Below are 24,458 nucleotides of genomic sequence, written 5' to 3'. Positions count from 1 at the left end.
ACTGCCCGGCCGGCGAAGTTTGGCAGGGCTCGATCAAAGGCACCGCGACGGCTCGGTCAAGGACAGGGCGACGTCACCCGGCCAACGGTGCGTGACGACGCTCAGTCGTCGAAGTGGGCCGCCTTCAGATACTGCGGGTTGGGGTCGAGCGCGGCCGCCAGCCGGAAGTGGCGCTTGGCCTGGTCCGGGCGGCCCTGACGCTCATAGGTGCGGGCGAGCGCGAAGTGCGCGAACGCGTTGTCCGGCTCGCGCTCCAGCACGATGGTGAACTCCAGCTCGGCGGGCCGCAGTTGAGCGGCGGCGAAGAAGGCACGCGCGCGGAGCAGACGCGCGGCGGTGTTCTCCGGGTACGCGGCGATGACTCCGTCGAGCAGCTTCACCGCGCCCTGCGGGTCCCGCGCATTGAGCAGGTGCTCGGCGGCACGGAAGTCGATGACATGCGTCTCCGGAGTACGTCCGGCGGAACCGTTGGTCTCGGGCACGGCAAAGTCCTTCCCTCACTACGGCGGTTCAACGCCCGCGGCCAGGCCCGTTATTCCGCGCCGCCGTCTTACGGCCGTCCGCCGCCGGGCTGCTCCCCGCCTTCGCGTGCCCGTCGCACGAGGTCGCCCCACACCTCGGCCACGCGTTTTCTCAGCGCGTCCAGCGGTACGTCGTTGTCGATCAGGATGTCCGCGATCTCGCGGCGCTGCTCGCGCGTCGCCTGTGCGGCCATGCGCGCGCGTGCGTCCTCCTCGGTCATCCCGCGGAGCCGGACCAGCCGGTCGAGCTGGGTCTCGGGGCTCGCGTCCACGACGACCACGAGATCGTAGAGCGGCGCGAGGCCGTTCTCGGTGAGGAGCGGGACGTCGTGGATCACCACGGCGTCGTCGGCCGCGGCGGTCTCCAGTTCGCGGGAGCGGGCGCCCACCAGGGGATGGACGATCGAGTTGAGGACGGCGAGCTTGCCGGGGTCGGCGAAGACGATCGAACCGAGCCGGGGCCGGTCCAGGGTGCCGTCGGCGGCGAGGACGTCCTCGCCGAAGGCCTCGGCCACGGCGGCGAGGCCGGGGGTGCCGGGCGCCACGACCTCGCGCGCGATGCGGTCCGCGTCGATCAGCACGGCCCCGTGCTCGACGAGCAGCCGCGACACCTCGCTCTTGCCGGCACCGATGCCACCGGTCAGGCCCACTTTCAGCATGAGCGGAAGCTTAGGCCCCGCCACTGACAGGACCACCCCGCCCCCGGGCATTACCGCCCCCGGCTCCGGACACCCCGCCCCCGGCCATTACCGCCCCCGGCCCCGGACACGCCGACAGCACCCCCGGCATCCGGGCCACCGCCCTCAGCCTCCACAGGTAACTCGCCCCGCCCCCGCACGGGACGCGTCGCTAGTTGTCCCCTTCGCGTTCCGCCAGGAACCGCTCGAACTCCTGCCCGATCTCGTCGGCCGACGGGATCTCCACGGGCTCGGCGAGCATGTTGCCGCGGGTCTCGGCGCCCGCCGCTGCGTCGTACTGATGCTCGAGACCCTGGACGAGTGCGGTCAGTTCCTCGTCGCCCTCCTGGATCTGCCGGTCGATCTCCGTCTGCGTGCGGTGCGCGTCCGTGCGCAGGGAGTGCGCGACACCGGGCAGGACCAGTCCGGTGGCGCCCGTGATGGCCTCCAGGACGGTCAGGGCGGCGTCCGGGTACGGGGAACGCGCGATGTAGTGCGGGACGTGCGCGGCGACACCCAGGACGTCGTGCCCGGCCTCCATGAGGCGGTACTCGACCAGCGACTCGGCGCTGCCGGGCACCTGGGCCTCCTCGAAGGGGCTGCGGTGACCGGGGACGAGATCGGTGCGGTTGCCGTGCGGGGTCAGTCCCACGGGGCGGGTGTGCGGGACGCCCATGGGGATGCCGTGGAAGTTCACGGACAGGCGCACGCCCAGCCGCTCCACGATCTGCCGTATGGCGGCCGCGAACCGCTCCCACTCCACGTCCGGTTCGGGACCGGACAGCAGCAGGAAGGGGGCGCCCGTGGCGTCCTGGACGAGGCGGACCTCGATGGCCGGGACCTCGTAGTCGTCCCAGCGGTCCCGCTTGAAGGTCAGCAGGGGCCTGCGGGCCCGGTAGTCGACGAGCCGGTCGTGGTCGAAACGGGCCACGACCTGGTGGGGCAGTGAATCGAGCAGCCGGTCGACGATCTGGTCGCCGGTCTCACCCGCGTCGATGTATCCGTCGAAGTGGTAGAGCATGACAAGGCCGGCCGACTCCTGGGCGAGCGCCATGTCGACAACGGCGAGGCCCTTCGGCTCCCATGCGTACAAACCCTGCGGATCAAGCACTGTGACCGCTCCTCCTCGTGTTCCTCATGGACAACGTGCCCTGGAGCGTGGACATTCCCGGACCACGTCGCTGATCAGGCATCTCGTGCAGGGAGCCTTGACGGCCCGTCAACTGGTCCGTACCTTCACGACAAGGGTGTTCATGTACTGGATCACTGTTCACACATGAGATCGCATTCATTCGCATTCGTACGACAGGAAGGCACCCCCCCATGCGCACGCGCACGCTGCTCACCTCCCTGCTCGCCGTGACCACCGCCACCGGCGGCCTGCTCCTCTCCGCGGGCCCCGCCCCTGCGGCCTCGTCCATCGAGGTCGGCACCGCCGCCCAGCTGAAGACCGCGCTCGCCAGTGCGAAGCCCGGCGACACGATCCACCTGGCGGACGGCACGTACGCCGGCAACTTCAAGGCGACCGCACCGGCCGGCGCCACCGCCCGCATCACCCTCACCGGCTCCCCGAAGGCCGTCCTCACCGCAAGCGGCGGCTACGGCCTCCAGCTGAGCGGCGCCTCCTACTGGACGGTCAGCGGGCTGACCGTGACCGGCGGACAGAAGGGCATCATGATCGACGCGGCCGGGGGTGTGGTCGTGGACGGGGTCACGGTGCACGGCCTGGACATGGAGGGCGTGCACTTCCGCAACTCCAGCACGGACGGCGTGATCAGGAACTCGCGGATCTACGACACCGGGAACGACGGCAGAGGCATGGGCGAGGGCGTCTACGTGGGGACCGCGAACACGCTGTCCGACAAGAGCGACCGCATCCAGATCCTGAACAACACGATCGGCCCGGACGTGGGCGGCGAGAACGTCGACATCAAGGAGGGCACGACCGGCGCGCGGATCGTCGGGAACACCTTTGACGGCAGCGGGCTGACCGGCGCCAACTACGACGACTCGTGGGTCGACGTGAAGGGCAACGACGTCCTCGTCCAGGACAACATCGGCGGGAACACCACGAACGACGGCTACCAGACCCACACCCAGCAGTCCGGCTGGGGCTGCGGCACGGTCTTCAAGGGCAACACGTCAACTTTGACGAGCGCGACCGGCTCGACTCGTCTGGCGATCAACGTCACCAACTACAGCGCCGGGTGCAGGACGACGGTCTACGGCAGCAACACGGTGACGGGCGGCAGGGGCCTGACGAACATCCCGGTGACTTCCTGACCAGGGACGACGTTCAGTTCCCGAAAACTCTGAGGGGCCGCACCCCGAAAGGTACGGCCCCTCAGCACTGTCGCTATCGGCTAAGCCTCAGCGGCAGTGTTCAGCTCTGACCACCGGCCAGCTTCTCGCGAAGCGCGGCCAGCGCCTCGTCCGAGGCCAGGGCACCAGAGGTGTCCGCGCCCTCGGAGGAGTACGAACCGCCGCCGCCGCCGGCGGACGCGGCCGGAGCCGCAGCCTCGCCACCCTCGGCCGCAGCAGCCTCGTCGGCCTCGCGGGACTTGATGACCTGCTGCTGGTGCTGCTCGAAGCGGGACTGCGCCTCGGCGTACTGGCGCTCCCACTCCTCGCGCTGCTTCTCGTAACCCTCGAGCCAGTCGTTGGTCTCGGGGTCGAAGCCCTCGGGGTAGATGTAGTTGCCCTGGTCGTCGTAGGACGCGGCCATGCCGTACAGGGTCGGGTCGAACTCGACCGAGGCCGGGTCGGAACCGAACGACTCGTTGGCCTGCTTCAGCGAGAGGCTGATGCGACGACGCTCGAGGTCGATGTCGATGACCTTGACGAAGATCTCGTCGTTGACCTGGACGACCTGCTCCGGGATCTCCACGTGGCGCTCGGCCAGCTCGGAGATGTGGACCAGACCCTCGATGCCCTCGTCCACGCGGACGAACGCACCGAACGGAACCAGCTTCGTGACCTTACCGGGCACGACCTGGCCGATCTGGTGGGTGCGGGCGAACTGCTGCCACGGGTCTTCCTGGGTCGCCTTCAGCGACAGGGAGACACGCTCGCGGTCCATGTCGACGTCGAGAACCTCGACGGTGACCTCCTGGCCGACCTCGACAACCTCGGACGGGTGGTCGATGTGCTTCCAGGACAGCTCGGAGACGTGGACCAGGCCGTCGACGCCACCCAGGTCCACGAAGGCACCGAAGTTGACGATCGAGGAGACCACACCGGAACGGACCTGACCCTTCTGAAGGGTCGTGAGGAACGTCTGGCGGACCTCGGACTGCGTCTGCTCCAGCCAGGCACGGCGGGACAGGACCACGTTGTTGCGGTTCTTGTCCAGCTCGATGATCTTGGCCTCGAGCTCCTTGCCCACGTAGGGCTGGAGGTCGCGGACACGGCGCATCTCGACCAGGGAGGCCGGGAGGAAGCCGCGGAGGCCGATGTCGAGGATGAGACCACCCTTGACGACCTCGATGACGGTACCGGTGACGATCCCGTCCTCTTCCTTGATCTTCTCGATGGTGCCCCAGGCACGCTCGTACTGGGCGCGCTTCTTCGAGAGGATCAGGCGGCCTTCCTTGTCCTCCTTCTGGAGAACAAGGGCCTCGATCTCGTCGCCGACCTTGACGACCTCGTTCGGGTCGACGTCGTGCTTGATCGAGAGCTCACGGCTCGGGATGACACCTTCGGTCTTGTAACCGATGTCGAGCAGGACCTCGTCCCGGTCGACCTTCACGATGACGCCGTCGACGATGTCGCCGTCGTTGAAGTACTTGATCGTCTCGTCGATCGCGGCGAGGAAAGCTTCCTCGTTACCGATGTCGTTGACCGCAACCTGCGGGGTGGTGGCGGTGGTCTCGGTGCTGCTCGTCATGTGGGAAAGGGCTCCGGTACGGACATTGAAGTCGTAGGTACTGCTTACGCCGGGAGCCCGTTTCGCTCTGCAGAAGCCGGACAGCCAAGGAAGCGCCCCACCAATGAACTGGTGATGGCGCCTCGACAACCGAGGGGACATACAACAGATGCGAGCGCAGCCTGCTACGTCTGAGGTGCGCAGGCCCGCAGCGCAACTTGTAGCATACGGGGGCAGCCGGACAGGGTCAATGCGCGAAGGCGCACACCCGGGGCGGATCGCCGCATTTCCGGCAGAAGAAACGTCCCAGGGGGCCACACAGGCCTGCGGGATCGCTTCCGTGACCGCCCCCGGCTGGTTGGACGGAAGAGTACGACGAGGGAGCCCATCATCCAAGAGCCGGAAACGTACGAACCCGAAGGGCCCGAGGGATCCGAACCGGAAGCCACCCGGCGTGACGCCGACGTCGCGGAGAGCGCACGGGCCAACCGGGGCTGGTGGGACCGCAACGCGGACGAGTACCAGATCGAGCACGGCACCTTCCTCGGTGACGACCGCTTCGTGTGGGGCCCGGAGGGCCTGGACGAGGTGGAGGCGGAGCTGCTGGGGCCGCCGGAGGACCTGACGGGCAAGGACGTGCTGGAGATCGGCGCGGGTGCGGCGCAGTGCTCGCGCTGGCTGGCCGCCAAGGGCGCCCGCCCGGTGGCCCTGGACCTCTCGCACCGCCAGCTGCAGCACTCGCTGCGGATCGGCGGATCGTTTCCCCTTGTCTGTGCCGACGCCGGCGCGCTGCCCTTCACGGACGGCTCCTTCGACGTGGCGTGCTCCGCTTACGGTGCGCTGCCGTTCGTGGCCGACCCGCGGCTGGTGCTGCGCGAGGTGCGCCGGGTACTGCGGCCGGGCGGCCGGTTCGTCTTCTCGGTCACGCATCCCATCCGCTGGGCCTTCCCCGACGAGCCGGGCCCCGAGGGCCTGTCGGTGTCCTCCTCCTACTTCGACCGCACGCCCTACGTCGAGCAGGACGAGGAGGGCCGCGCGGTCTACGTGGAGCACCACAGGACGGTCGGCGACCGGGTCCGGGACATCGTGGCCTCGGGCTTCCGGCTGGTGGACCTGGTGGAGCCGGAGTGGCCCTCCTGGAACACCTCGGAGTGGGGCGGCTGGTCCCCCCTGCGCGGGAACCTGATCCCGGGGACGGCGATCTTCGTGTGCGAGCGGGACTGAACCAGCCGTGGCCCGCGGGCGCACGCGCGTACCCCCTCCACCCGTGCCCACGCGTGCCTGTGTACGCGTGGGCACGCGCGCGTAGGAGTCGTCTTCGCCGTCGTACGACACTGGAGGCGTGATCCGTTACGACGCCCTGGACGCGCTGCCCGTGCGCTCCGCGCTGCCCGCCCTGACCGACGCCCTGGAGGGAGACGGCACCGCCGTACTCGTGGCGCCGCCCGGCACCGGCAAGACGACGCTGGTGCCGCTCGTGCTGGCGGGGCTTGTCGGGGGTGGTCCCGCGCGACGGGTCGTGGTAGCCGAGCCGCGGCGGATCGCGGCGCGGGCGGCGGCCCGGCGGATGGCCTGGCTGCTGGGTGAGAAGCCCGGTCAGAGCGTGGGATTCACGGTGCGTGGCGAGCGCGCCGTGGGGCGGCACACGCGCGTGGAGGTCGTGACGACCGGTGTGCTGCTGCAGCGGCTGCAGCGCGACCAGGAGCTGGCCGGCCTCGATGTCGTCGTCCTCGACGAATGCCACGAGCGGCATCTGGACGCCGACACGGTGGCCGCGTTCCTGTGGGACGTACGGCAGGCACTGCGGCCGGAGCTGTGGCTGGTGGCCGCGTCGGCGACCACGGACGCGGAGGGGTGGGCGCGGCTGCTGGGCGGCGCGCCGGTGGTGGAGGCCGCGGGTGTCGCGCATCCCGTGGAGGTGGTGTGGGCTCCTCCGGCGCGCCCGGTACGCCCGCCGCACGGGATGCGCGTCGATCCGGCGCTGCTGGCGCATGTGGCGTCGGTGGTGCGGCGGGCGCTGGCCGAGCGGCACGGGGATGTCCTGTGTTTCCTGCCCGGCGTGGGCGAGATCGCGCGCGTGGGCGGTCAGCTCGGGGATCTCGGTGATGTCGACGTCCTCCAGGTGCACGGGCGGGCGCCGGCCGCCGTTCAGGACGCGGTGCTGGCGCCCGCGGCGCGGCGCCGGGTGGTGCTGGCCACGTCCGTGGCGGAGTCGTCGCTGACGGTGCCCGGGGTGCGGGTGGTGGTGGACGCGGGCCTGGCGCGTGAGCCTCGGGTGGATCACGCGCGCGGGCTGAGCGGTCTGACGACCGTGCGGGCGTCGCGGGCGGCCGGGCGGCAGCGGGCGGGGCGGGCCGGGCGTGAGGCTCCGGGGGCGGTGTACCGGTGCTGGTCCGAGGCCGAGGATGTCCGCCTGCCGGCGTTCCCGGCGCCGGAGATCAAGGTGGCCGACCTGACCGCGTTCGCCCTTCAGGCGGCCTGCTGGGGCGATCCGGACGCGTCGGGGCTGGCGTTGCTCGATCCGCCGCCGGCCGGCGCGATGGCGGCGGCGCGGGATGTCTTGTCGGCCGTGGGAGCGGTGGACTCCGCCGGGCGGGCGACGGAGGTCGGGCGGCGGTTGGCCCGGCTGGGTGTGCATCCTCGGCTGGGGCGCGCGCTGCTGGACACGTCCGGTGAGGGCGCCGAGGTGGTGGCTCTGCTCTCCGAGGAGGTGCCGCGGGACTACGGGGATGATCTTTCCTTTGCGTTGCGGCGTGCCCGGCGTGGGGGTGACGCCTACGCCGGGCGGTGGGCGGCGGAGGTACGGCGGCTCCGGGCCGTCTCGGCGGAGTTTTCCCAGGGGCCCACCCGTCACCGTCGGTCAGAAGCGGCCCTCGAGGCCGGACCAGGTACCGGGGGCGACAAGCTCGACGTCCCCGTCACCGCTCCTGCCGGAGACGACGGGTTCGCCGGGAGTGTCGCCGCCCTCGCCTTTCCGGAGCGGGTGGCCGGGTTCGACGGTGGGTCGTACCTCATGGCGTCCGGGACCCGGGTCGAGGTGGCGGACGTGTCGGCGCTGCGGGGGGCGCCCTGGATCGTGGTCGCCGTTGCCGACCGGCCCGCGGGAAAGGGGCACGCGCGCGTGCGGCTCGGGGCCGCCGTGCCGGAGGACGTGGCGCGCGCCGCGGCCGAGGCTCTCCTGGAGGCCCGGGACGAGGTGCACTGGGCCGACGGGGAGGTCGTGTCCCGGCATGTGGAGCGGCTGGGCGCGATCGAGCTGGCCGTGCGGCCCCTGAAGGATCCCGACCCGGCCCTCGTACGTGCCGCCCTGCTCGACGGCCTGCGGCGGGAAGGGCTCGGGCTGCTGCGCTGGTCGCCGGATGCGGAAGGGCTGCGGCAGCGGCTCGCCTTCCTGCGCGCGCACCTGGGGGAGCCGTGGCCGGACGTGTCGGACGATGTGCTCCACGCGCGTGTGGACGAGTGGCTGGAGCCGGAGCTGAGCAGGGCCCGGCGGCGGGCCGATCTCGCCCGGATCGACGCCGGTCAGGCGCTCACGCGGCTGCTGCCCTGGGCGAGCGGAGATGCCGCACGGCTGGAGGAGCTGGCGCCCGAACGGGTGACCGTGCCGAGTGGGTCCAGGATTCGGATCGACTACCGGGATCCTGAGCGGCCGGTGCTCGCCGTCAAGCTGCAGGAGATGTTCGGGCTGCGGGAGACGCCGGCCGTGGCGGGAGTGCCGGTGCTCGTGCACCTGCTCTCCCCCGCGGGCCGGCCCGCGGCCGTCACGGCCGACCTCGCCTCCTTCTGGGCGGACGGCTACAAGGGCGTACGAGCGGAGCTGCGCGGGCGCTACCCGAAGCATCCCTGGCCCGAGGACCCGGCGACCGCCGAGCCCACGCGGCACACCAACGCGCGGCTCAGGCGCTGACCGGTTCGGGCTCCTCCGTCCGCGAGCGCGCGGGGTCCTGTGGGCGGCGGGCGCGGGCCTCCAGGTGGAGGGAGAGCACGAGGAGCAGGAGGCCGAGCGTCAGGGAGCCCCGGGGGACGTACGAGGTGAGCATCAGCACCAGGGTGCGGTTGTGCTTGACGAGGGCGACCGTGTGCTCGATGTAGTCCTCGCGCATCCTCACGTGCCCGGCGAAGGCGGTGACCTTGGCACGGCCACCGAGCAGAGTCCCTCCGCGCAGTTCCTCCCGGTGGATCTCCTCGCCGTAGACGGGCGCCCCGGTGACCGGTTCGACCCAGAACGCGCGGACGGTGGTGTACCAGCGGGTGGTGCCCGTCCTGGCGACCGACTGGGGGGTGACGCCCTGGACGGGCATGGTCTTGGGCATCGGGACCTTGGTCCAGGGGATGGCCTGTTCGAAGTAGTAGACCTTCAGGCCGCGGAAGGTGCGGGTGCCCTTGTAGTGGATGGGGCTGGTGGTGCGGGTCTGCGCGTCGAAGTACTCGTAGTCCCGTCGCTGGGTCAGGAAGGGCCACTTGAACTCGATGCCGTCCCGCTCGACCGGGTCGCCGTCGACCGTCTCACCGGTCGCGTGGACGGGGTCCTGGCTGTGGGCGTCGAAGATGTAGCGCTCCGGGATGCGGGAGACCATCTCGCCGTCGGGGCCCTGGACGTAGGAGAGGCCGTCCCAGACAACCACCGGCCGCCCCGCGGTCCGCTCGATCCTCTTCGCGGCCTCCACGTCGCCCTTGAGGGTCTGCACGATGGTGACCTCGGAGACCTTTCTCGCGCGCATGGTGCCGTAGTCGAGGAGGGTGGCGTCCTTGGCCTCCAGGACCATGTCCTGGTACTGGTTCGCGGGGATCCTGGCCAGGCGCGGGAAGGCGTACCAGCGCAGCAGCGGGGACAGCGCCGCGCAGAACACGGCGCAGGCGAGCAGGGCCAGGCTTGCCTTGCGGCGCATTCCGGCCTCCCTCCCGGACGGATGCGGCTACGGGTGCGAGGGCACCGTCGTCAGCAGCGGCTTGGGGGACGTCCGGCCCGACGGTGAGCCCGTCGCGCTGATCGTGAGGACCAGGGCGAGCGCGAGGACGAGACCGGTCGCGGCGGCGAGCAGAGCGCGCATGCGGGGCCTCCCGGCGGACGTCGGTGTCCTGACTGGCTCCTGATGGATCGTCAGGTTCGGCACCGTAGCAACGGGCGGTCGAGATGAGAACAGTGGCGCAGGCACGAACGAGGGCGCCCTCCCCGCTGGAGCGGGGAGGGCGCCCTGTCGCCGTGCGTGGCCTCAGGAAGAGGCGGACGGGCTCGGGGACGGGCTCTCCGCCGAGTCGGCGGCGGCCACCGTCAGCTCCACGGTGAGCGTCGCCCCGCCCGTGGTGGTGATCCGGAGCAGGAAGGTGCCGGTGGTGTCGTCCGCGTACAGCTTCGGCAGCGTGAGCAGCCCCTTGTCGCCCGTCTGGAGGGCCGTGAGGGTGCGCAGGGGCTTGCCGTCGGCGCCCTTGAAGTAGGGGCCCTTGTCGTTCTCGGTGGCGTCGGTCGCGGACTTGACCAGGGTGGCGGTGGCCGCGACCTTGTCCGCGACCGCGTCCTTGTACGTCGCCTTCACCTGGACCTGGTCGGCGAACTCGCCGCCCGGAGTGCAGGTCAGCGGCGTGTCGCTGGTGCGGGCCAAGGTGTCGGCGGCGCGCTCGGTGACGGTGGCCGTGTAGTCGACGCCCTTGACCGAACGGCCCACGACGGCCGCGGTGACCTTGAAGTCGCCGGTCTTCTCGCCCGCCTGGAGCGCCGGGGCGAGAGCGACACCCTTGGCGTCCGTGGCGACGGTGGCCACGGTCTCACCGCCGGTGAAGGTGGCGTCGGTGTCCCCGGTGATGGTGAACCTGATCCTGACCTTCCCGACCACCTTCCCGGCCTTGGTCTCCGCACGGGTGCCGATCGGCTCGGTGAAGGCGTCGCCGGCCATCGCGGTGAGCTTGGCCGTGCCCGCGTCCTCCAGGTGGTCCACCGTGTCGGTGTGGGTCGGCGGGGGCGTCGGCGGGACGGGCGGGGTCGGCGGACTCGGCGGGGTGGGGCGGGGGCTCTCGTTGCCGCCGCCGGGCTGGTGCGGCTTCGGGTGCGGCTTGGGCTTCGGCGGGTCGGAGGGCTTCGGCGACCGGCTGGGCGGGGTCCTGTGCTCGCTGTGGTCGCTGTCGTCGCTGCGGTGGGACGGCACGGGGCCGCTGCCGTCGGGCACAGCGTGGGTGCCCTTGCCGTAGTACCGCAGCCAGGTCAGGACGAGGTTCAGGTAGTCCTGCGAGTTGTTGTAGCTGAGGATCGCGCTGTGCAGGTCGGCCTCACGCGAGAGGTCCCAGCCGTTGCGGCAGAGGTAGTGGCCGGCGGCGAGGGCGGCGTCGTAGACGTTGTTGGGGTCCTTCTTGCCGTCGCCGTTGCCGTCGCGGCCCGCCCACGCCCAGGTGGACGGGATGAACTGCATGGGGCCGACGGCCTGGTCGTACTGGCTGTTGCCGTCGTACGCGCCGTGGTCGGTGTCCGGGATCAGCGCGAAGCCGTTGCCGTCGAGCTGCGGGCCGAGGATGCGGCCCAGTGTGGTGCCGTCGGCGTCGACCCGGCCGCCGCGGGCCTGGCCCGACTCGACCTTGCCGATCGCGGCGAGCAGCTGCCAGGGCACGTTGCAGCCCGGCTTGGAGGCGCGCAGTTCGGCCTCGGCCTTCTTGTAGGCGGCGAGGACCGTCGCGGGGATGCCGGCCTCCGCCTCGCCCCGGGAGACAGGGGTGCCGATGTTCGGCGAAGGGCTGGGGTTGGGGCTCTTCAGCGGCGGCAGGTCCGTGTAATAGGGCGAGTTGCCCGTGGCGTCACCGTCGGTGGCCGCGTCGGGTACGGGCGTGGAGGCGCCGGCAGCCGACTGTCTCCCGTGGTCCTCGCCGGTCGCTCCCGGAGCCTGGGACGCGGAGAGAGCCGCGACCGCTGCCGCGGCCACGGCGGTGGTCGCCGCCCCCTTGCGCAGCCGCCTGCCGAAATGCGCCGCCATAGAGTGAAACCCTCCCCTGGACGCCGCTGCGTCCGTCTCCGTCTGTCTGCCTCGCTCTGGTGTGACGGCCGACCCGGTGCTGTGGTTGCCCCTGTTCCGCCTTTACATGTGTGCGACATGCGTTCGACCGTGCGCCCGGCACCACGACGCAGGTGACCCTACGACAACTTGCTTTGCGTGGGCACTGTGCGCGACCGTTTTTCACCGGTTGGCCAACAATCGTCGTCCTGCGACCGCGGGACAGCGGCCCCGCATACTGGACGGGCCCGATCACCGGCCCGGTGCCACGGCCGACGACCGTACGAGGGGGCCCTGTTGCCGTTCACGCTCAGCCATGCGGTGGCCGTGCTGCCCGCGATCCGCCGGGACGGGACCGGCCGGGGCCGGCTGGTGCCGGCGGTGCTCGTCGCCGGCTCCTTCGCGCCCGATCTGACCTTCTACGCCGCGAGTCTCCTGCCGGGCGCCATGGAATTCGGCGCGGTCACCCACTCGTTCACCGGGGTTGCCACGGTGGACGTGCTCATCACCTGGGCGCTGACGGGGCTGTGGCTGTTCGTGCGGGAGCCGTTGGTCGCGCTGCTGCCACGGGCCCGGCAGGGACGGCCGGCCGGTCTGCTGCGCTGCGGTACGCCACGCGCGCGCGTGCGAGGCGTCTCGGTGGTGTGGTGGTACGTCTCCGCGGTGCTGGGCGCGCTGACCCACGTGGTGTGGGACGCGTTCACCCACCACGACCGGTGGGGGACGCGGCTGATTCCGGCCATCGGGCGGGAACGCCCGGCGGGCATGCCGCTGTACATGTGGCTGCAGTACGGCTCGTCCGCGGCGGGTGCCGTGCTGATCGCGGTCGTCCTGGTAGGAGCGCTGCGGCGGGCGCCCGGCGGGGAGCCGGTGGGGGTGCCGGCGCTGTCCGTGCGCGACCGGTGGTGGGCGCTGGTGGTGATCGGCGGCTGTGCGCTGACCGGGGCGGTGCAGCGGGCGGCGGGGTGGTGGGAGCACCGGGGTGCGCCGGCGCGGCCGTGGGAGCTGGTGCCCACCCTGTGCTTCGGGGTGGGCACCGGGGTGGTCCTGGGGCTGCTGCTGTACGCCGTCGGGGTCAGGGTGTGGCGTCCGGGTCCGGTTCCGGTTCCGGACGGCCCTGAGGCCGCCCGGAGTCCCGAGGGGACGGTCGGTGCGGCCCGGGAGCGGCCGGTCTCTCGGTGAGGGACGCGACGAAGACCGTGAGCGTGTGCCGGGGGCGTCGGGATCTCGGGAGCACGGTGAGCGCCAGGGCGAGATAGCCGCGGGCCAGGTCGGCCCACGGGCGCCAGTCCGGGGCGCGGTCCGTGCGGGCGGTCAGGCCGGCGAGTCTGTGCCGGAGGCCGGCGGCGGCCCTGCGTGCGGTCGTGGCCAGGTCGGCCGGGAGACGGGCGGTGCTTGCGTCGGCCGCGAGGGCCGGGACCGGCGAAGCGGGCATGGCCTGCACGGAGGCGGTGTCCGCCCAGACCCTGGTGACTGCCTCGGGCGTCCGGCGGTGAAGCATGCGTATACCCATGCCCGCAGTTTTGCGGCTGCGGGGGGTGGGCGGCGTTTTGGCGGGGGCCACGTGAGTGACGGTCCCTCCGGGGGTTCGGCCGACTTCGCCCCGCCGGGGGCGGTCCGTTGCGCTGGTGGGGCGGGGTGCGGGGGGGCTGGGGGTGCTGGGAGGTGCTTGCGATGCCGGGGTACGGCTGGGCAGCGAGTCCGCTCCGGCCCGGGACCGCGGACTCGACGCCCCTTCCCCGGCGCCGCGGACTCGCCCCCCGCCGAAGCGCCCCAGGCTCAGCGCCCCGTCCGCCGAGGGGCCGCGCAGACTCACGCCCTCTCCCCCGGCACCGCAGGCTCGAAGCCCCCCGCCGAAGCGCCGCAGGCTAGTGGGCTGCCGATTCCCAGTCCGGGCCCACGCCCACGGAGACGTCCAGGGGGGCCCGGAGCTGGACGGCGTTCGCCATTTCGCGGCGAACGATCTCCTCCGCGGCCGCCCGCTCGCCGGGGGCGATCTCCAGGACGATTTCGTCGTGCACCTGCAGGAGCATGCGGGACTTGAGGCCCGCCGTCCGCAGCGCGCTGTCCACCTTGAGCATGGCGAACTTGACGATGTCCGCCGCCGTGCCCTGGATGGGCGCGTTGAGGGCCATGCGCTCGGCCGCCTCGCGGCGCTGGCGGTTGTCGCTGTTGAGATCGGGGAGGTAGCGGCGGCGCCCGAAGAGCGTCGCCGTGTAGCCCGTCGCCCGCGCCTCGTCGACCGCTCGGCGCAGGTAGTCCCGGACCCCGCCGAAGCGCTCGAAGTACGCGTCCATCAGGGCGCGCGCCTCCGCCGCCTCGATGTTCAGCTGCTGGGACAGACCGAACGCCGACAGACCGTACGCGAGGCCGTACGACATCGCCTTGATCTTGCGGCGCATCTCCGCGTCCACCGCGGTGGGCTCGACGCCGAACACCTGGGAGGCGGCCGTGGTGTGCAGGTCCTCACCGGAGGTGAACGCCCGGATCAGACCGTCGTCCTCGGAGAGGTGGGCCATCACGCGCAGCTCGATCTGGCTGTAGTCCGCGGTCATCAGGGACTCGAAGCCCTCGCCGACGACGAAGCCGCGCCGGATCGCCCGTCCCTCGTCCGTGCGGACCGGGATGTTCTGCAGGTTCGGGTCCGTGGAGGACAGGCGGCCGGTCGCGGCCACCGTCTGGTTGAAGGTGGTGTGGATACGGCCGTCGCCCGCGATGGTCTTGATCAGGCCCTCGACGGTGACGCGCAGCTTCGCCTGCTCACGGTGCCGGAGCATGATCACCGGCAGTTCGTTGTCGGTCTGGGTGGCGAGCCAGGCCAGGGCGTCGGCGTCGGTGGTGTAGCCGGTCTTGGTCTTCTTGGTCCTGGGCAGGGCCAGCTCGCCGAAGAGGACCTCCTGGAGCTGCTTGGGCGAGCCCAGGTTGAACTCGTGGCCGGCGGCGGCGTGGGCCTCCTTCACTGCCTGCTGCACGGCACCCGCGAACATCTGCTCCATCGCTTCGAGGTGCGCGCGGTCGGCCGCGATGCCGTGGCGCTCCATGCGGGCGAGCAGGGCGGAGGTGGGCAGCTCCATGTCCCGGAGCAGGTCGGCCGCGCCGACCTCCTGGAGGCGGCCTTCGAAGGCCTCGCCCAGATCGAGGACGGCGCGGGCCTGGATCATCAGCGCCTCGGCCTCGGCGCCGTCGTCCGCACCGAAGGCCAGCTGGCCGTCGGCCGTGGCGGCGGGGGCCAGCTCGCGGTGCAGGTACTCCAGCGACAGCGCGTCCAGGTCGAAGGAGCGGCGGCCCGGCTTGACCAGGTAGGCGGCGAGCGCGGTGTCCATGCGCACACCCTCGACGCTCCAGCCGTGCTCGGCGAAGACGCGCATGGCGCCCTTGGCGTTGTGGAACACCTTGGGGCGGCCGGCGTCGGCCAGCCAGTCCGTGAACGCGTTCTCGTCGGCCTCGTCCAGCTCGGCGGGGTCGAACCAGGCGGCCGCTCCCCCGGCCGCGGCGAGGGCCACCTCGGCGACCGAGCCGGTGCCCAGCGCCCAGGTGCCGACGGTGGCGACGCCCAGGGTCTCGGCGCCGTGCTCGGCCAGCCAGGGGGCCAGCTCGCCGGTGCGCAGGACGGTGCCGTCGAGTTCCACGCCGTCCGTGGCGATCGGGGTGGCCTCGACCTCCTCCGTGCCGGGGTCCACGGCGAAGAGGCGCTCGCGCAGGGACGGGTTGCGGATCTCCAGGGTGTCCAGGATCATCGCGACGGCCTTGCGGTCGTACGGGGCCCGCTCCAGGTCGGCGACCGTCCTCGGCAGCTCGACCTGGCGCTCCAGCTCGGTGAGGACGCGGTTGAGCTTGACCGACTCCAGGTGGTCCCGGAGGTTCTGCCCGGCCTTGCCCTTGACCTCCTCGACACGCTGGACCAGCTCCGCGAACGAGCCGAACTGGTTGATCCACTTCGCGGCGGTCTTCTCGCCGACGCCGGGGATGCCGGGGAGGTTGTCGGACGGGTCGCCGCGCAGGGCCGCGAAGTCCGGGTACTGCGCGGGCGTCAACCCGTACTTCTCGAAGACCTTCTCCGGGGTGAACCGGGTCAGCTCCGAGACGCCCTTCGTCGGGTAGAGCACGGTGGTGTTCTCGGTGACCAGCTGGAAGGAGTCGCGGTCACCGGTGACGATCAGCACCTCGAAGCCCGCGGCTTCGGCCTGGGTGGCGAGCGTGGCGATGACGTCGTCCGCCTCGAAGCCGTCCACGGCGAAGCGGTGCGCGTGCATCGCGTCGAGCAGCTCGCCGATCAGCTCGACCTGGCCCTTGAACTCGTCCGGGGTCTTGGAGCGGTTCGCCTTGTACTCCGTGAACTGCTCGGAGCGCCAGGTCTTGCGGGAGACGTCGAAGGCCACCGCGAAGTGCGTGGGCGCCTCGTCACGCAGGGTGTTGGCCAGCATCGACGCGAAGCCGTAGATCGCGTTCGTCGGCTGGCCCGTCGCGGTCGTGAAGTTCTCCGCGGGCAGCGCGAAGAACGCGCGGTAGGCCAGCGAGTGCCCGTCCATGAGCATCAGCCGGGGACGGGTGCCGCCGGGGGTCTTGTCGGTCTGCTTCGATGCTGTCTCTGCCACGTCCCCGATCCTGCCACGCCCCACTGACAGTCCCGACCGGCCGGTTCCCTCGGGTGTGCGGAGGGTCGTCCTCCGGTCACTCGTGGTGGCGGGGTGGGGCGGGAGGTTCGCGCAAGCACTGCTCCCACACCCGGTCCGCCCACCCGCAACCGTTGTCGGTGGCGCGTGGGAGGATCGTCGGCGTACTTGTCACACGCAGTCGAAGGGGAGCGTGCGATGGCGACGAAGCCGCCCAAGGGTGATCCGGTTCAGGACGCACCGCAGGTCGCGGAGCCGAAGCACGCGGCCGCGGGTCTGCCGGCCATCGGGCACACCCTGCGCATGGCCCAGCAACAGATGGGTGTGCGGCGTACCGCGCTGACCCTGCTGCGCATGAACCAGAAGGACGGCTTCGACTGCCCGGGCTGTGCCTGGCCCGAGCCGGACCACCGGCACAGGGCGGAGTTCTGCGAGAACGGCGCGAAGGCGGTGGCCGAGGAGGCCACGCTGCGCCGGGTCACGCCCGAGTTCTTCGCCGCGCACTCCGTCGCGGACCTGGCCACCAGGAGCGGTTACTGGCTGGGACAGCAGGGGCGGCTCACCCACCCCATGTATCTCCCCGAAGGGGGAGAGCACTACGAGCCGGTGGGCTGGGAGCGCGCCTTCGACATCATCGCCGAGGAGATCGCCGCCCTCGGCTCCCCCGACGAGGCCGTCTTCTACACCTCGGGCCGCACCAGCAACGAGGCGGCGTTCCTGTACCAGCTCTTCGCGCGCGAGCTGGGCACGAACAACCTGCCGGACTGCTCGAACATGTGCCACGAGTCGTCGGGTTCGGCGCTCTCCGAGACCATCGGCGTCGGCAAGGGCAGCGTCCTGCTGGAGGACCTGTACCGGGCCGACCTGATCATCGTCGCCGGACAGAACCCGGGCACGAACCACCCGCGCATGCTGTCCGCGCTGGAGAAGGCCAAGGCGAACGGCGCACGGATCATCAGCGTCAACCCGCTGCCCGAGGCGGGCCTGGAGCGCTTCAAGAACCCGCAGACCGCGAAGGGCATGCTCAAGGGCGCCGCCCTCACCGATCTGTTCCTGCAGATCCGGATCGGCGGCGACCAGGCGCTGTTCCGGCTCCTCAACAGGCTGATCCTGGAGACGGACGGCGCGGTCGACGAGGAGTTCGTGCGCGAACACACCCATGGGTTCGAGGAGTTCGCCGCGACCGCGCGTGCCGCCGACTGGGACGAGACGTTGTCGGCGACCGGACTTTCCCGGGAGCAGATCGAGGAAGCCCTGAGGATGGTGCTCGCCTCGAAGCGCACCATCGTCTGCTGGGCCATGGGGCTCACCCAGCACAAGCACGCGGTGCCGACCATCCGCGAGGTGGTCAACTTCCTGCTGCTGCGCGGCAACATCGGCCGTCCGGGCGCGGGTGTGTGCCCGGTGCGCGGCCATTCCAACGTGCAGGGCGACCGCACGATGGGCATCTTCGAGCGGCCCGCACCGGCCTTTCTGGACGCGCTGGAGAAGGAGTTCGGGTTTGCGCCGCCGCGCGAGCACGGCTTCGACGTCGTCCGGGCCATCCGCGCGCTGCGCGACGGCGAGGCGAAGGTGTTCTTCGCCATGGGCGGCAACTTCGTCTCGGCTTCTCCCGACACGGAGGTGACCGAGGCGGCGATGCGGCGCGCGCGGCTGACCGTGCACGTGTCGACCAAGCTCAACCGCTCGCACGCGGTCACGGGCGCGCGGGCGCTGATCCTGCCCACGCTGGGGCGGACGGAACGCGATCCGCAGAGCAGCGGTGAGCAGTTCGTGACGGTCGAGGACTCCATGGGCATGGTGCACGCCTCGCGTGGCCGTCTCGCGCCGGCGAGCCCGCGGCTGCTGTCCGAGCCGGCGATCGTGTGCCGGATGGCGCGCCGGGTGCTCGGCGAGAACAGCGTCGTGCCGTGGGAGGAGTTCGAGAAGGACTACGCGACCATCCGTGACCGCATCGCGCGCGTGATCCCGGGGTTCGAGGACTTCAACGCGCGCGTGGCCAGGCCCGGCGGTTTCGCGCTGCCGCACGCCCCGCGCGACGAGCGGCGCTTCCCGACCGCCACCGGCAAGGCCAACTTCACCGCGGCGCCCGTGGAGTACCCCGAACTGCCCGAGGGCCGGCTGCTGCTGCAGACGCTGCGCTCGCACGACCAGTACAACACCACGATCTACGGGCTCGACGACCGGTACCGGGGCATCACGGGCGGGCGCCGGGTGGTGCTGGTGCACCCCGAGGACGCGCGGAGGCTCGGGGTCGCCGAGGGGTCGTACGTGGATCTGGTGAGCGAGTGGAAGGACGGGGTGGAGCGGCGGGCGCCCGGTTTCCGGGTGGTGCTCTATCCGACGGCCCGGGGCTGTGCGGCGGCCTACTACCCGGAGACGAACGTGCTCGTCCCGCTGGACGCCACCGCCGACACCAGCAACACCCCCGCCAGCAAGTCCGTCGTCGTACGTCTGGAGGACCACGTCGAGTACCGGGCGGAGGACCGTACCGAGGATCCGGCGGAGGACCGCGCCGAGGACCGGGCGGAGCGCTGTCTGGAACAATCGGCGACCGACTGAGCGTTTGCTCAGCCGACAGACAGGTGTACGACGAACGGAGCCGGCCGATGGGCGAGCAGCAGCAAGTGAAGTTCCCGCAGGAGATCATCGACGAGTACGCGGCGCTCGGTGTGGACCTGCCCGCCCTGTTCTCGGCCGGCCACCTCGGCACGCGGATGGGTGTGCAGATCCTGGAGGCATCACCGGAGAAGGTCGTCGCGACCATGCCGGTGGAGGGCAACACCCAGCCGTACGGCCTGCTGCACGGCGGCGCCTCCGCGGTGCTGGCGGAGACCCTCGGCTCGGTCGGCTCCATGCTGCACGGCGGCAGCACGAAGATCGCGGTCGGCGTGGACCTGAACTGCACCCACCACCGCGGGGTCCGCTCGGGCCTGGTGACCGGCGTGGCCACGCCCGTGCACCGGGGCCGGTCGACGGCGACGTACGAGATCGTGATCAGCGACGAGGAGGGCCGGCGGGTGTGCACCGCCCGGCTGACCTGTCTGCTGCGGGACGTCCAGCCGGGCGACGAGGCGCAGGCCCGGGACACGGGCGCCTGACAGCGTCCCGGCGGGGCCGTCGAGCCCCGCCGGGCATCGGCACGCGGCGCGGCCCGAAGAGCGCCCCTGGAGAGCGCCGGTCACCGGCGCCCAGCGACAGACCGCCCGCTCCGACGCCCAGCGACCGCCGGTCACCGGCGAGTTGATGAACCGTCAGGCCTGCGGCGGCGGACCACACCAGGCAGGAAATCCCGGGTGCCACGGGCCCGCCCGCGACGAAATACGGAAAAGCGCCGAAGTCGCCGAACCTTTCTCCGTTGTAACTCTGCGTAATGCGCGCGCAATACGTTTTCCCGGTTTCCCCCTCGGCCCGTACCGCGCGCGGCACCTCCCGGCGCCCCCGGAAGTCACCTGCGGCAACAGTGTCGTGTAATCACCAAAACCCCGGAGACGCCTGAACTGATCCGGGTGAGTCCTGCGGGTTCTCACATTGTGGACGGGGCGAATCGGCCTGAATTCCTGTTTTCCCCCCACGCTGTACCGCTCTGCATTACCTCGTGTCATAACAAGAGAGTCACAGCCTTGGTCAAGCTCTCCTCCACGTTCCCCACACACGCTTAGAGTCACGGCCAGTCACCGCTCCATCGGGAGTTCGGTACCGGCGCGGCATCCGTCGTCCCCAGAAGGGGACGGCCGTGCCTGCGGAAAGGATCGATTGTGCGACAGCGTTCTCTGGTGATTCTTACCTCCGTGCTGACCACCGGAGCTCTGACTCTCACCGCCTGCGGCTCCCGCGACGACGACAGCAAGGGTGGCGACAGCGGCAACGTGACGGTCACGATCGGCGTCGACGCCCCGCTGACCGGTCAGAACTCCGCGACGGGTCTCGGCATTCAGTACGGTGCCCAGATCGCCGTCGACGACGCCAACAAGAACAAGACCGTCCCCGGCGTCACCTTCAAGATCAAGGCACTGGACGACAAGGCGATCCCCGCCACCGGCCAGCAGAACGCCTCCCAGTTGGTCGCCGACAAGGACGTCCTCGGCGTCGTCGGCCCCCTCAACTCCGGTGTGGCCACCCAGATGCAGCAGACCCTCGCGTCGGCGAACCTGGTGGAGATCTCCCCCTCCAACACCGCGCCCGAGCTGACCCAGGGCAAGAACTGGCAGAACAGCAAGTCCCGCCCGTTCAAGTCCTACTTCCGCACCGCCACCACCGACGCCCTCCAGGGCGCCTTCGCCGCCGACTACGCCCACAACGGCCTCAAGAAGAAGAAGGCCTTCGTCGTCGACGACAAGCAGACCTACGGTGCGGGTCTCTCCAAGATCTTCAAGGAGCAGTTCGCGAAGCAGGGCGGCAAGGTCATCGGCACCGACCACGTCAACACCGGTGACCGCGACTTCTCCACCCTCGTCACCAAGATCAAGAACTCGGGCGCCGACATCCTCTACTACGGCGGCCAGTACGACGAGTCCCAGGTGCTGACCAAGCAGCTCAAGGACGCCGGCGCCAAGATCCCGCTGTTCGGCGGCGACGGCATGTTCACCCCGACCTACATCAAGACCGGAGGCAAGGCCGCCGAGGGCGACCTGGTGACCTCGATCGGCGTCCCGGTCGACACCCTGCCGGCCGCCAAGGAGTTCGTGGCCACCTACAAGGCCAAGAAGTACCCCGGCGACTACGGCACCTACGGCTCGTACGCCTACGACGCCACCACCGCGATCATCAAGGCCGTCGGCCAGGTCGTGAAGGACGGCAAGGTGCCCTCCGACGCCCGCGCCAAGGTCGTCGACGCCGTCCAGAACAGCTCCTTCGACGGCATCTCCGGCAAGATCGCGTTCGACCAGTACGGCGACACCACGAACAAGCAGCTGACCGTCTACCAGGTCACCAAGGGCGAGTGGAAGTCCGTCAAGAGCGGCACCGCCAACCCGAAGTAACCCCCCGAACACCTCGCACCACCAGGGCCGCGCGGCGCAGACCACCGTCACCGCGCGGCCCGACTTCTACCGCCCCCCTTGACTCTCCCCACCACATGGAGGCCATGCGGTGAACACCCTGCCGCAGCAGCTGGCCAACGGGCTGTTCCTCGGCTCGATGTACGGGCTGATCGCCATCGGCTACACGATGGTGTACGGCATCGTCCAGCTCATCAACTTCGCCCACGGCGAGATCTTCATGACCGGAGGCTTCGGCGCTCTCACGGTCTACCTCGCCCTGCCGGACGGCATATCCATGTGGATAGCCCTGCCGGCGATGCTCATCGGCGGTGCCCTGGTCGCCGTGCTCATCGCCGTCGGCGCCGAGCGCTTCGCCTACCGTCCGCTGCGCGGCGCACCACGCCTCGCCCCGTTGATCACCGCGATCGGCCTGTCGCTCGCCCTGCAGCAGGCGGTCTTCAACTGGTACCCCGAGGCCAAGTCGGCCCGGGTCTTCCCGCAGTTGCCGTTCGGCCCGCTGCACCTCGGCTCCGTCACCGTGCAGAGCGGTGATGTCTTCCTGATCATCGCCGCCCCGCTGTGCATGGCGGTCCTCGCCTTCTTCGTCCGTCTCTCCCGCACCGGCCGCGCCATGCAGGCCACCGCCCAGGACCCGGACACCGCCCAGCTGATGGGCATCGACACCAACCGCATCATCGTCGTCGCCTTCGCCATCGGCGGCTTCTTCGCGGCCGTCGCCGGTCTGTCGTACGGACTCAAGTACGGCTCCGTCTCGTACGACATGGGCTTCATCGCCGGTCTGAAGGCGTTCACCGCGGCCGTCCTCGGCGGCATCGGCAACATCTACGGCGCCATGCTCGGCGGCCTCGTCCTCGGCCTGGCCGAGGCCATGGCCACCGCCTACATCGCCGACATCCCCGGCATGCAGCAGCTGGGCGGAGGTGGCTGGGCCGCGGTGTGGGCCTTCGTCCTCCTCATCCTCGTACTCCTGTTCAGGCCACAGGGCCTGTTGGGCGAACGCGTCGCGGACAGGGCGTGAGCAGCATGACCGACACCACCACCAAGTCCCCGGCAGCGACCGGGCGCGGGCCCGTCCCGCTCGGCTCCGCCGTCGCCCGCCTGCTCATCACGGCCGGTGCCGTCGGCACCATCGCCAGCACCTTCCTCAGCTGGACCTGGACGCCCGAGTTCCCCGGCGACCTGACCGTCTACGGCTACCCGGCGGGCCTGCAGGTCCTCGCGCTCGTGGCCGGCGCTCTCTGCCTGCTGTTCGGGCTCACCCTGTGGAACGTGCCGGGACTGCGCCGGCTGAACCCCGCGAACGCCACCTCCCCCGTCCTCCTGGCGGCCCTGTCGGCGTTCGCCGTCTGCTGGTTCACCGGCATCGCCATCGCCGTCGACCTCGGCGGCCTGGTCAACCTCGACCCCGGCGCCTACGTGGCGATGGTGGCCTCCGCGCTTCCCGTCATCGGCGCCCTCGCCCTGCCGCACCCGGCTCCGGGCACCGGCTTCCGCGGTTACCTCGCCAAGCCCCAGCAGCCCCGCCCCGGCAAGCTGTCCCCGCTCGCCGAGCGCGGCGTCATCACCGCCGGCACCGCGATCGCCCTGGTGGCCTTCACCTACGGCATCGGTATCGACAACGACGCGAGCGAGACCTTCATCGGGTTCCTGCTCCTCGTCGTCTTCGGCGCCTGGGCCCTGATCCACACCGGCCTCGTCGACCGCTACGCGACGATCTCCGCTCGGCACAAGGCGTTCGCCTCGACGCTCGCCTTCGTCGCCGCGGTGATCTTCCCGTTCACCCAGAGCGACGACCACAACGCCAACGTCGGCGTGAACATCCTGATCTTCGCCACCGTCGCCCTCGGCCTGAACATCGTCGTCGGCCTCACCGGTCTGCTCGACCTCGGTTACGTCGCGTTCCTCGGCGTCGGCGCCTACGCGGCCGCCCTGGTCTCCGGCTCCGAGTACTCCCGGTTCTCCGGCGTCCAGTTCCCGTTCTGGGCCGCCGCCCTGACCGGCATGGCCGCCTCGCTGGTCTTCGGTGTGCTGATCGGCGCGCCGACCCTGCGGCTGCGCGGCGACTACCTGGCCATCGTGACGCTCGGCTTCGGTGAGATCTTCCGTATCACCGTCAACAACCTGGACGGCGACTCCGGTCCGGACATCACCCGCGGCCCCAACGGCATCACCCAGATCCCGGACCTGGACATCTTCGGGTTCAACCTGGGCGCGGCCCATGACATCGGCGGATTCACGCTCGGCCGGTTCGCCAACTACCTGTTCCTGATGCTCATCGTCACGGCGATCGTCGTGCTCGTCTTCACCCGCGCCGCCGACTCCCGCATCGGCCGCTCCTGGATCGCCATCCGCGAGGACGAGACCGCCGCGACCGCCATGGGCATCAACGGCTTCCGGGTCAAGCTGGTCGCCTTCGCGCTCGGCGCCTCCCTCGCGGGTCTCGCCGGCACCGTGATGGCGCACGTCAACTACAGCGTGAACCCGCAGCCGTACCAGTTCGCCGGCGCCGCCCCGCCCAACTCGGCCTTCCTGCTGGCCGCCGTCGTCCTCGGCGGCATGGGGACCGTCAGCGGTCCGCTGCTCGGCGCGAGCGTCCTGTACCTGGTCCCCGAGAAGCTCCAGTTCCTGCAGAACTACGAGCTGTTCGCCTTCGGTATCGCGCTGATCCTGCTGATGCGCTTCCGGCCGGAGGGCATCATCGCCAACCGCCGCCGCCAGCTGGAGTTCCACGAGACCGGCCAACTCGACGTACCAGAGCAGACGACGCTGACCGACGAACCGGCCGTCAGCAAAGCAGGGGCGTGA

17 protein-coding genes are annotated in these 24,458 nt (G+C 70.8%); 9 read left to right on the top strand and 8 right to left on the bottom strand.

Features of this window, described 5'->3' with window-relative positions; genetic code table 11:
* Positions 1 to 101: 101 nt before the first annotated feature.
* The 3 genes from AC07C1_RS19550 to AC07C1_RS19540 form a co-directional block, all read right to left on the bottom strand.
* Positions 102 to 482 carry a tetratricopeptide repeat protein gene (locus tag AC07C1_RS19550; RefSeq protein ID WP_478940543.1) on the bottom strand — a complete coding sequence of 127 codons (381 nt, stop codon included), beginning with the start codon at positions 480 to 482 and terminating at the stop codon, positions 102 to 104.
* Positions 483 to 550: 68 nt separating this feature from the next.
* Entirely contained in the window at positions 551 to 1,180 is a 630-nt protein-coding gene (coaE, locus tag AC07C1_RS19545) for a dephospho-CoA kinase (protein ID WP_478940541.1), read from the bottom strand.
* A gap of 190 nt (positions 1,181 to 1,370) precedes the next feature.
* Complete coding sequence (locus tag AC07C1_RS19540; protein WP_478940539.1) at positions 1,371 to 2,309, bottom strand: PAC2 family protein; 939 nt, start codon at positions 2,307 to 2,309, stop codon at positions 1,371 to 1,373.
* 212 nt (positions 2,310 to 2,521) lie between these two features.
* On the opposite strand from AC07C1_RS19540, the gene AC07C1_RS19535 reads away from it, so the two are divergent.
* A complete protein-coding gene (locus AC07C1_RS19535; RefSeq protein WP_478940537.1) occupies positions 2,522 to 3,481 on the top strand; it encodes a right-handed parallel beta-helix repeat-containing protein in 960 nt (319 codons plus the stop codon).
* 100 nt (positions 3,482 to 3,581) lie between these two features.
* Here the strand turns inward: AC07C1_RS19535 and rpsA are convergent, their stop codons facing one another.
* Entirely contained in the window at positions 3,582 to 5,084 is a 1,503-nt protein-coding gene (gene rpsA, locus AC07C1_RS19530; RefSeq protein WP_478940536.1) for a 30S ribosomal protein S1, read from the bottom strand.
* A gap of 333 nt (positions 5,085 to 5,417) precedes the next feature.
* Here rpsA and AC07C1_RS19525 point away from each other — a divergent pair, with 333 nt between their 5' ends.
* Entirely contained in the window at positions 5,418 to 6,287 is an 870-nt protein-coding gene (locus AC07C1_RS19525; RefSeq protein ID WP_478940864.1) for a class I SAM-dependent methyltransferase, read from the top strand.
* Positions 6,288 to 6,405: 118 nt separating this feature from the next.
* A complete protein-coding gene (gene hrpB / locus AC07C1_RS19520) occupies positions 6,406 to 8,970 on the top strand; it encodes an ATP-dependent helicase HrpB (protein ID WP_478940534.1) in 2,565 nt (854 codons plus the stop codon).
* On the opposite strand, the gene pgfA is transcribed toward hrpB, so the two are convergent.
* The 3 genes from pgfA to AC07C1_RS19505 form a co-directional block, all read right to left on the bottom strand.
* Complete coding sequence (gene pgfA, locus AC07C1_RS19515) at positions 8,960 to 9,952, bottom strand: cell envelope lipid trafficking protein PgfA (protein ID WP_478940532.1); 993 nt, start codon at positions 9,950 to 9,952, stop codon at positions 8,960 to 8,962. The two genes, hrpB and pgfA, sit on opposite strands and share 11 nt — an antisense overlap.
* Positions 9,953 to 9,979: 27 nt before the next feature.
* Positions 9,980 to 10,114 carry an SPW_0924 family protein gene (locus tag AC07C1_RS19510; RefSeq protein WP_478940531.1) on the bottom strand — a complete coding sequence of 45 codons (135 nt, stop codon included), beginning with the start codon at positions 10,112 to 10,114 and terminating at the stop codon, positions 9,980 to 9,982.
* 162 nt (positions 10,115 to 10,276) lie between these two features.
* Positions 10,277 to 12,019, bottom strand: coding sequence for a lytic transglycosylase domain-containing protein (locus AC07C1_RS19505; protein WP_478940529.1), 1,743 nt, complete (start codon positions 12,017 to 12,019; stop codon positions 10,277 to 10,279).
* A gap of 315 nt (positions 12,020 to 12,334) precedes the next feature.
* Here AC07C1_RS19505 and AC07C1_RS19500 point away from each other — a divergent pair, with 315 nt between their 5' ends.
* Positions 12,335 to 13,219, top strand: coding sequence for a DUF4184 family protein (locus AC07C1_RS19500; RefSeq protein ID WP_478940527.1), 885 nt, complete (start codon positions 12,335 to 12,337; stop codon positions 13,217 to 13,219).
* 686 nt (positions 13,220 to 13,905) lie between these two features.
* Here AC07C1_RS19500 and polA read toward each other — a convergent pair.
* Entirely contained in the window at positions 13,906 to 16,632 is a 2,727-nt protein-coding gene (gene polA / locus AC07C1_RS19495; protein WP_478940525.1) for a DNA polymerase I, read from the bottom strand.
* 216 nt (positions 16,633 to 16,848) lie between these two features.
* On the opposite strand from polA, the gene AC07C1_RS19490 reads away from it, so the two are divergent.
* The 5 genes from AC07C1_RS19490 (at position 16,849) to AC07C1_RS19470 (ending at position 24,458) form a co-directional block, all read left to right on the top strand.
* The gene (locus AC07C1_RS19490) at positions 16,849 to 19,212 is read left to right on the top strand and encodes an FdhF/YdeP family oxidoreductase (protein ID WP_478940523.1); all 2,364 of its coding nucleotides are present in this window, start codon (positions 16,849 to 16,851) and stop codon (positions 19,210 to 19,212) included.
* A gap of 47 nt (positions 19,213 to 19,259) precedes the next feature.
* Positions 19,260 to 19,751, top strand: a complete 492-nt coding sequence (locus AC07C1_RS19485) for a hotdog fold thioesterase (protein ID WP_478940521.1) — start codon at positions 19,260 to 19,262, stop codon at positions 19,749 to 19,751.
* Between the two features lie 672 nt (positions 19,752 to 20,423).
* On the top strand, positions 20,424 to 21,632 hold the full coding sequence (locus tag AC07C1_RS19480) for a branched-chain amino acid ABC transporter substrate-binding protein (protein WP_478940862.1): 1,209 nt from the start codon (positions 20,424 to 20,426) through the stop codon (positions 21,630 to 21,632).
* A 109-nt stretch (positions 21,633 to 21,741) separates the two neighbouring features.
* Complete coding sequence (locus AC07C1_RS19475) at positions 21,742 to 22,671, top strand: branched-chain amino acid ABC transporter permease (protein WP_478940519.1); 930 nt, start codon at positions 21,742 to 21,744, stop codon at positions 22,669 to 22,671.
* Positions 22,672 to 22,676: 5 nt separating this feature from the next.
* The gene (locus AC07C1_RS19470) at positions 22,677 to 24,458 is read left to right on the top strand and encodes a branched-chain amino acid ABC transporter permease (RefSeq protein WP_478940517.1); all 1,782 of its coding nucleotides are present in this window, start codon (positions 22,677 to 22,679) and stop codon (positions 24,456 to 24,458) included.

The sequence above is a fragment of the Streptomyces sp. NPDC045022 genome (assembly GCF_056432605.1).
The sequence above is the reverse complement of the archived record's forward strand: the minus strand, read 5'-3'. Positions and strand labels throughout refer to the sequence as shown.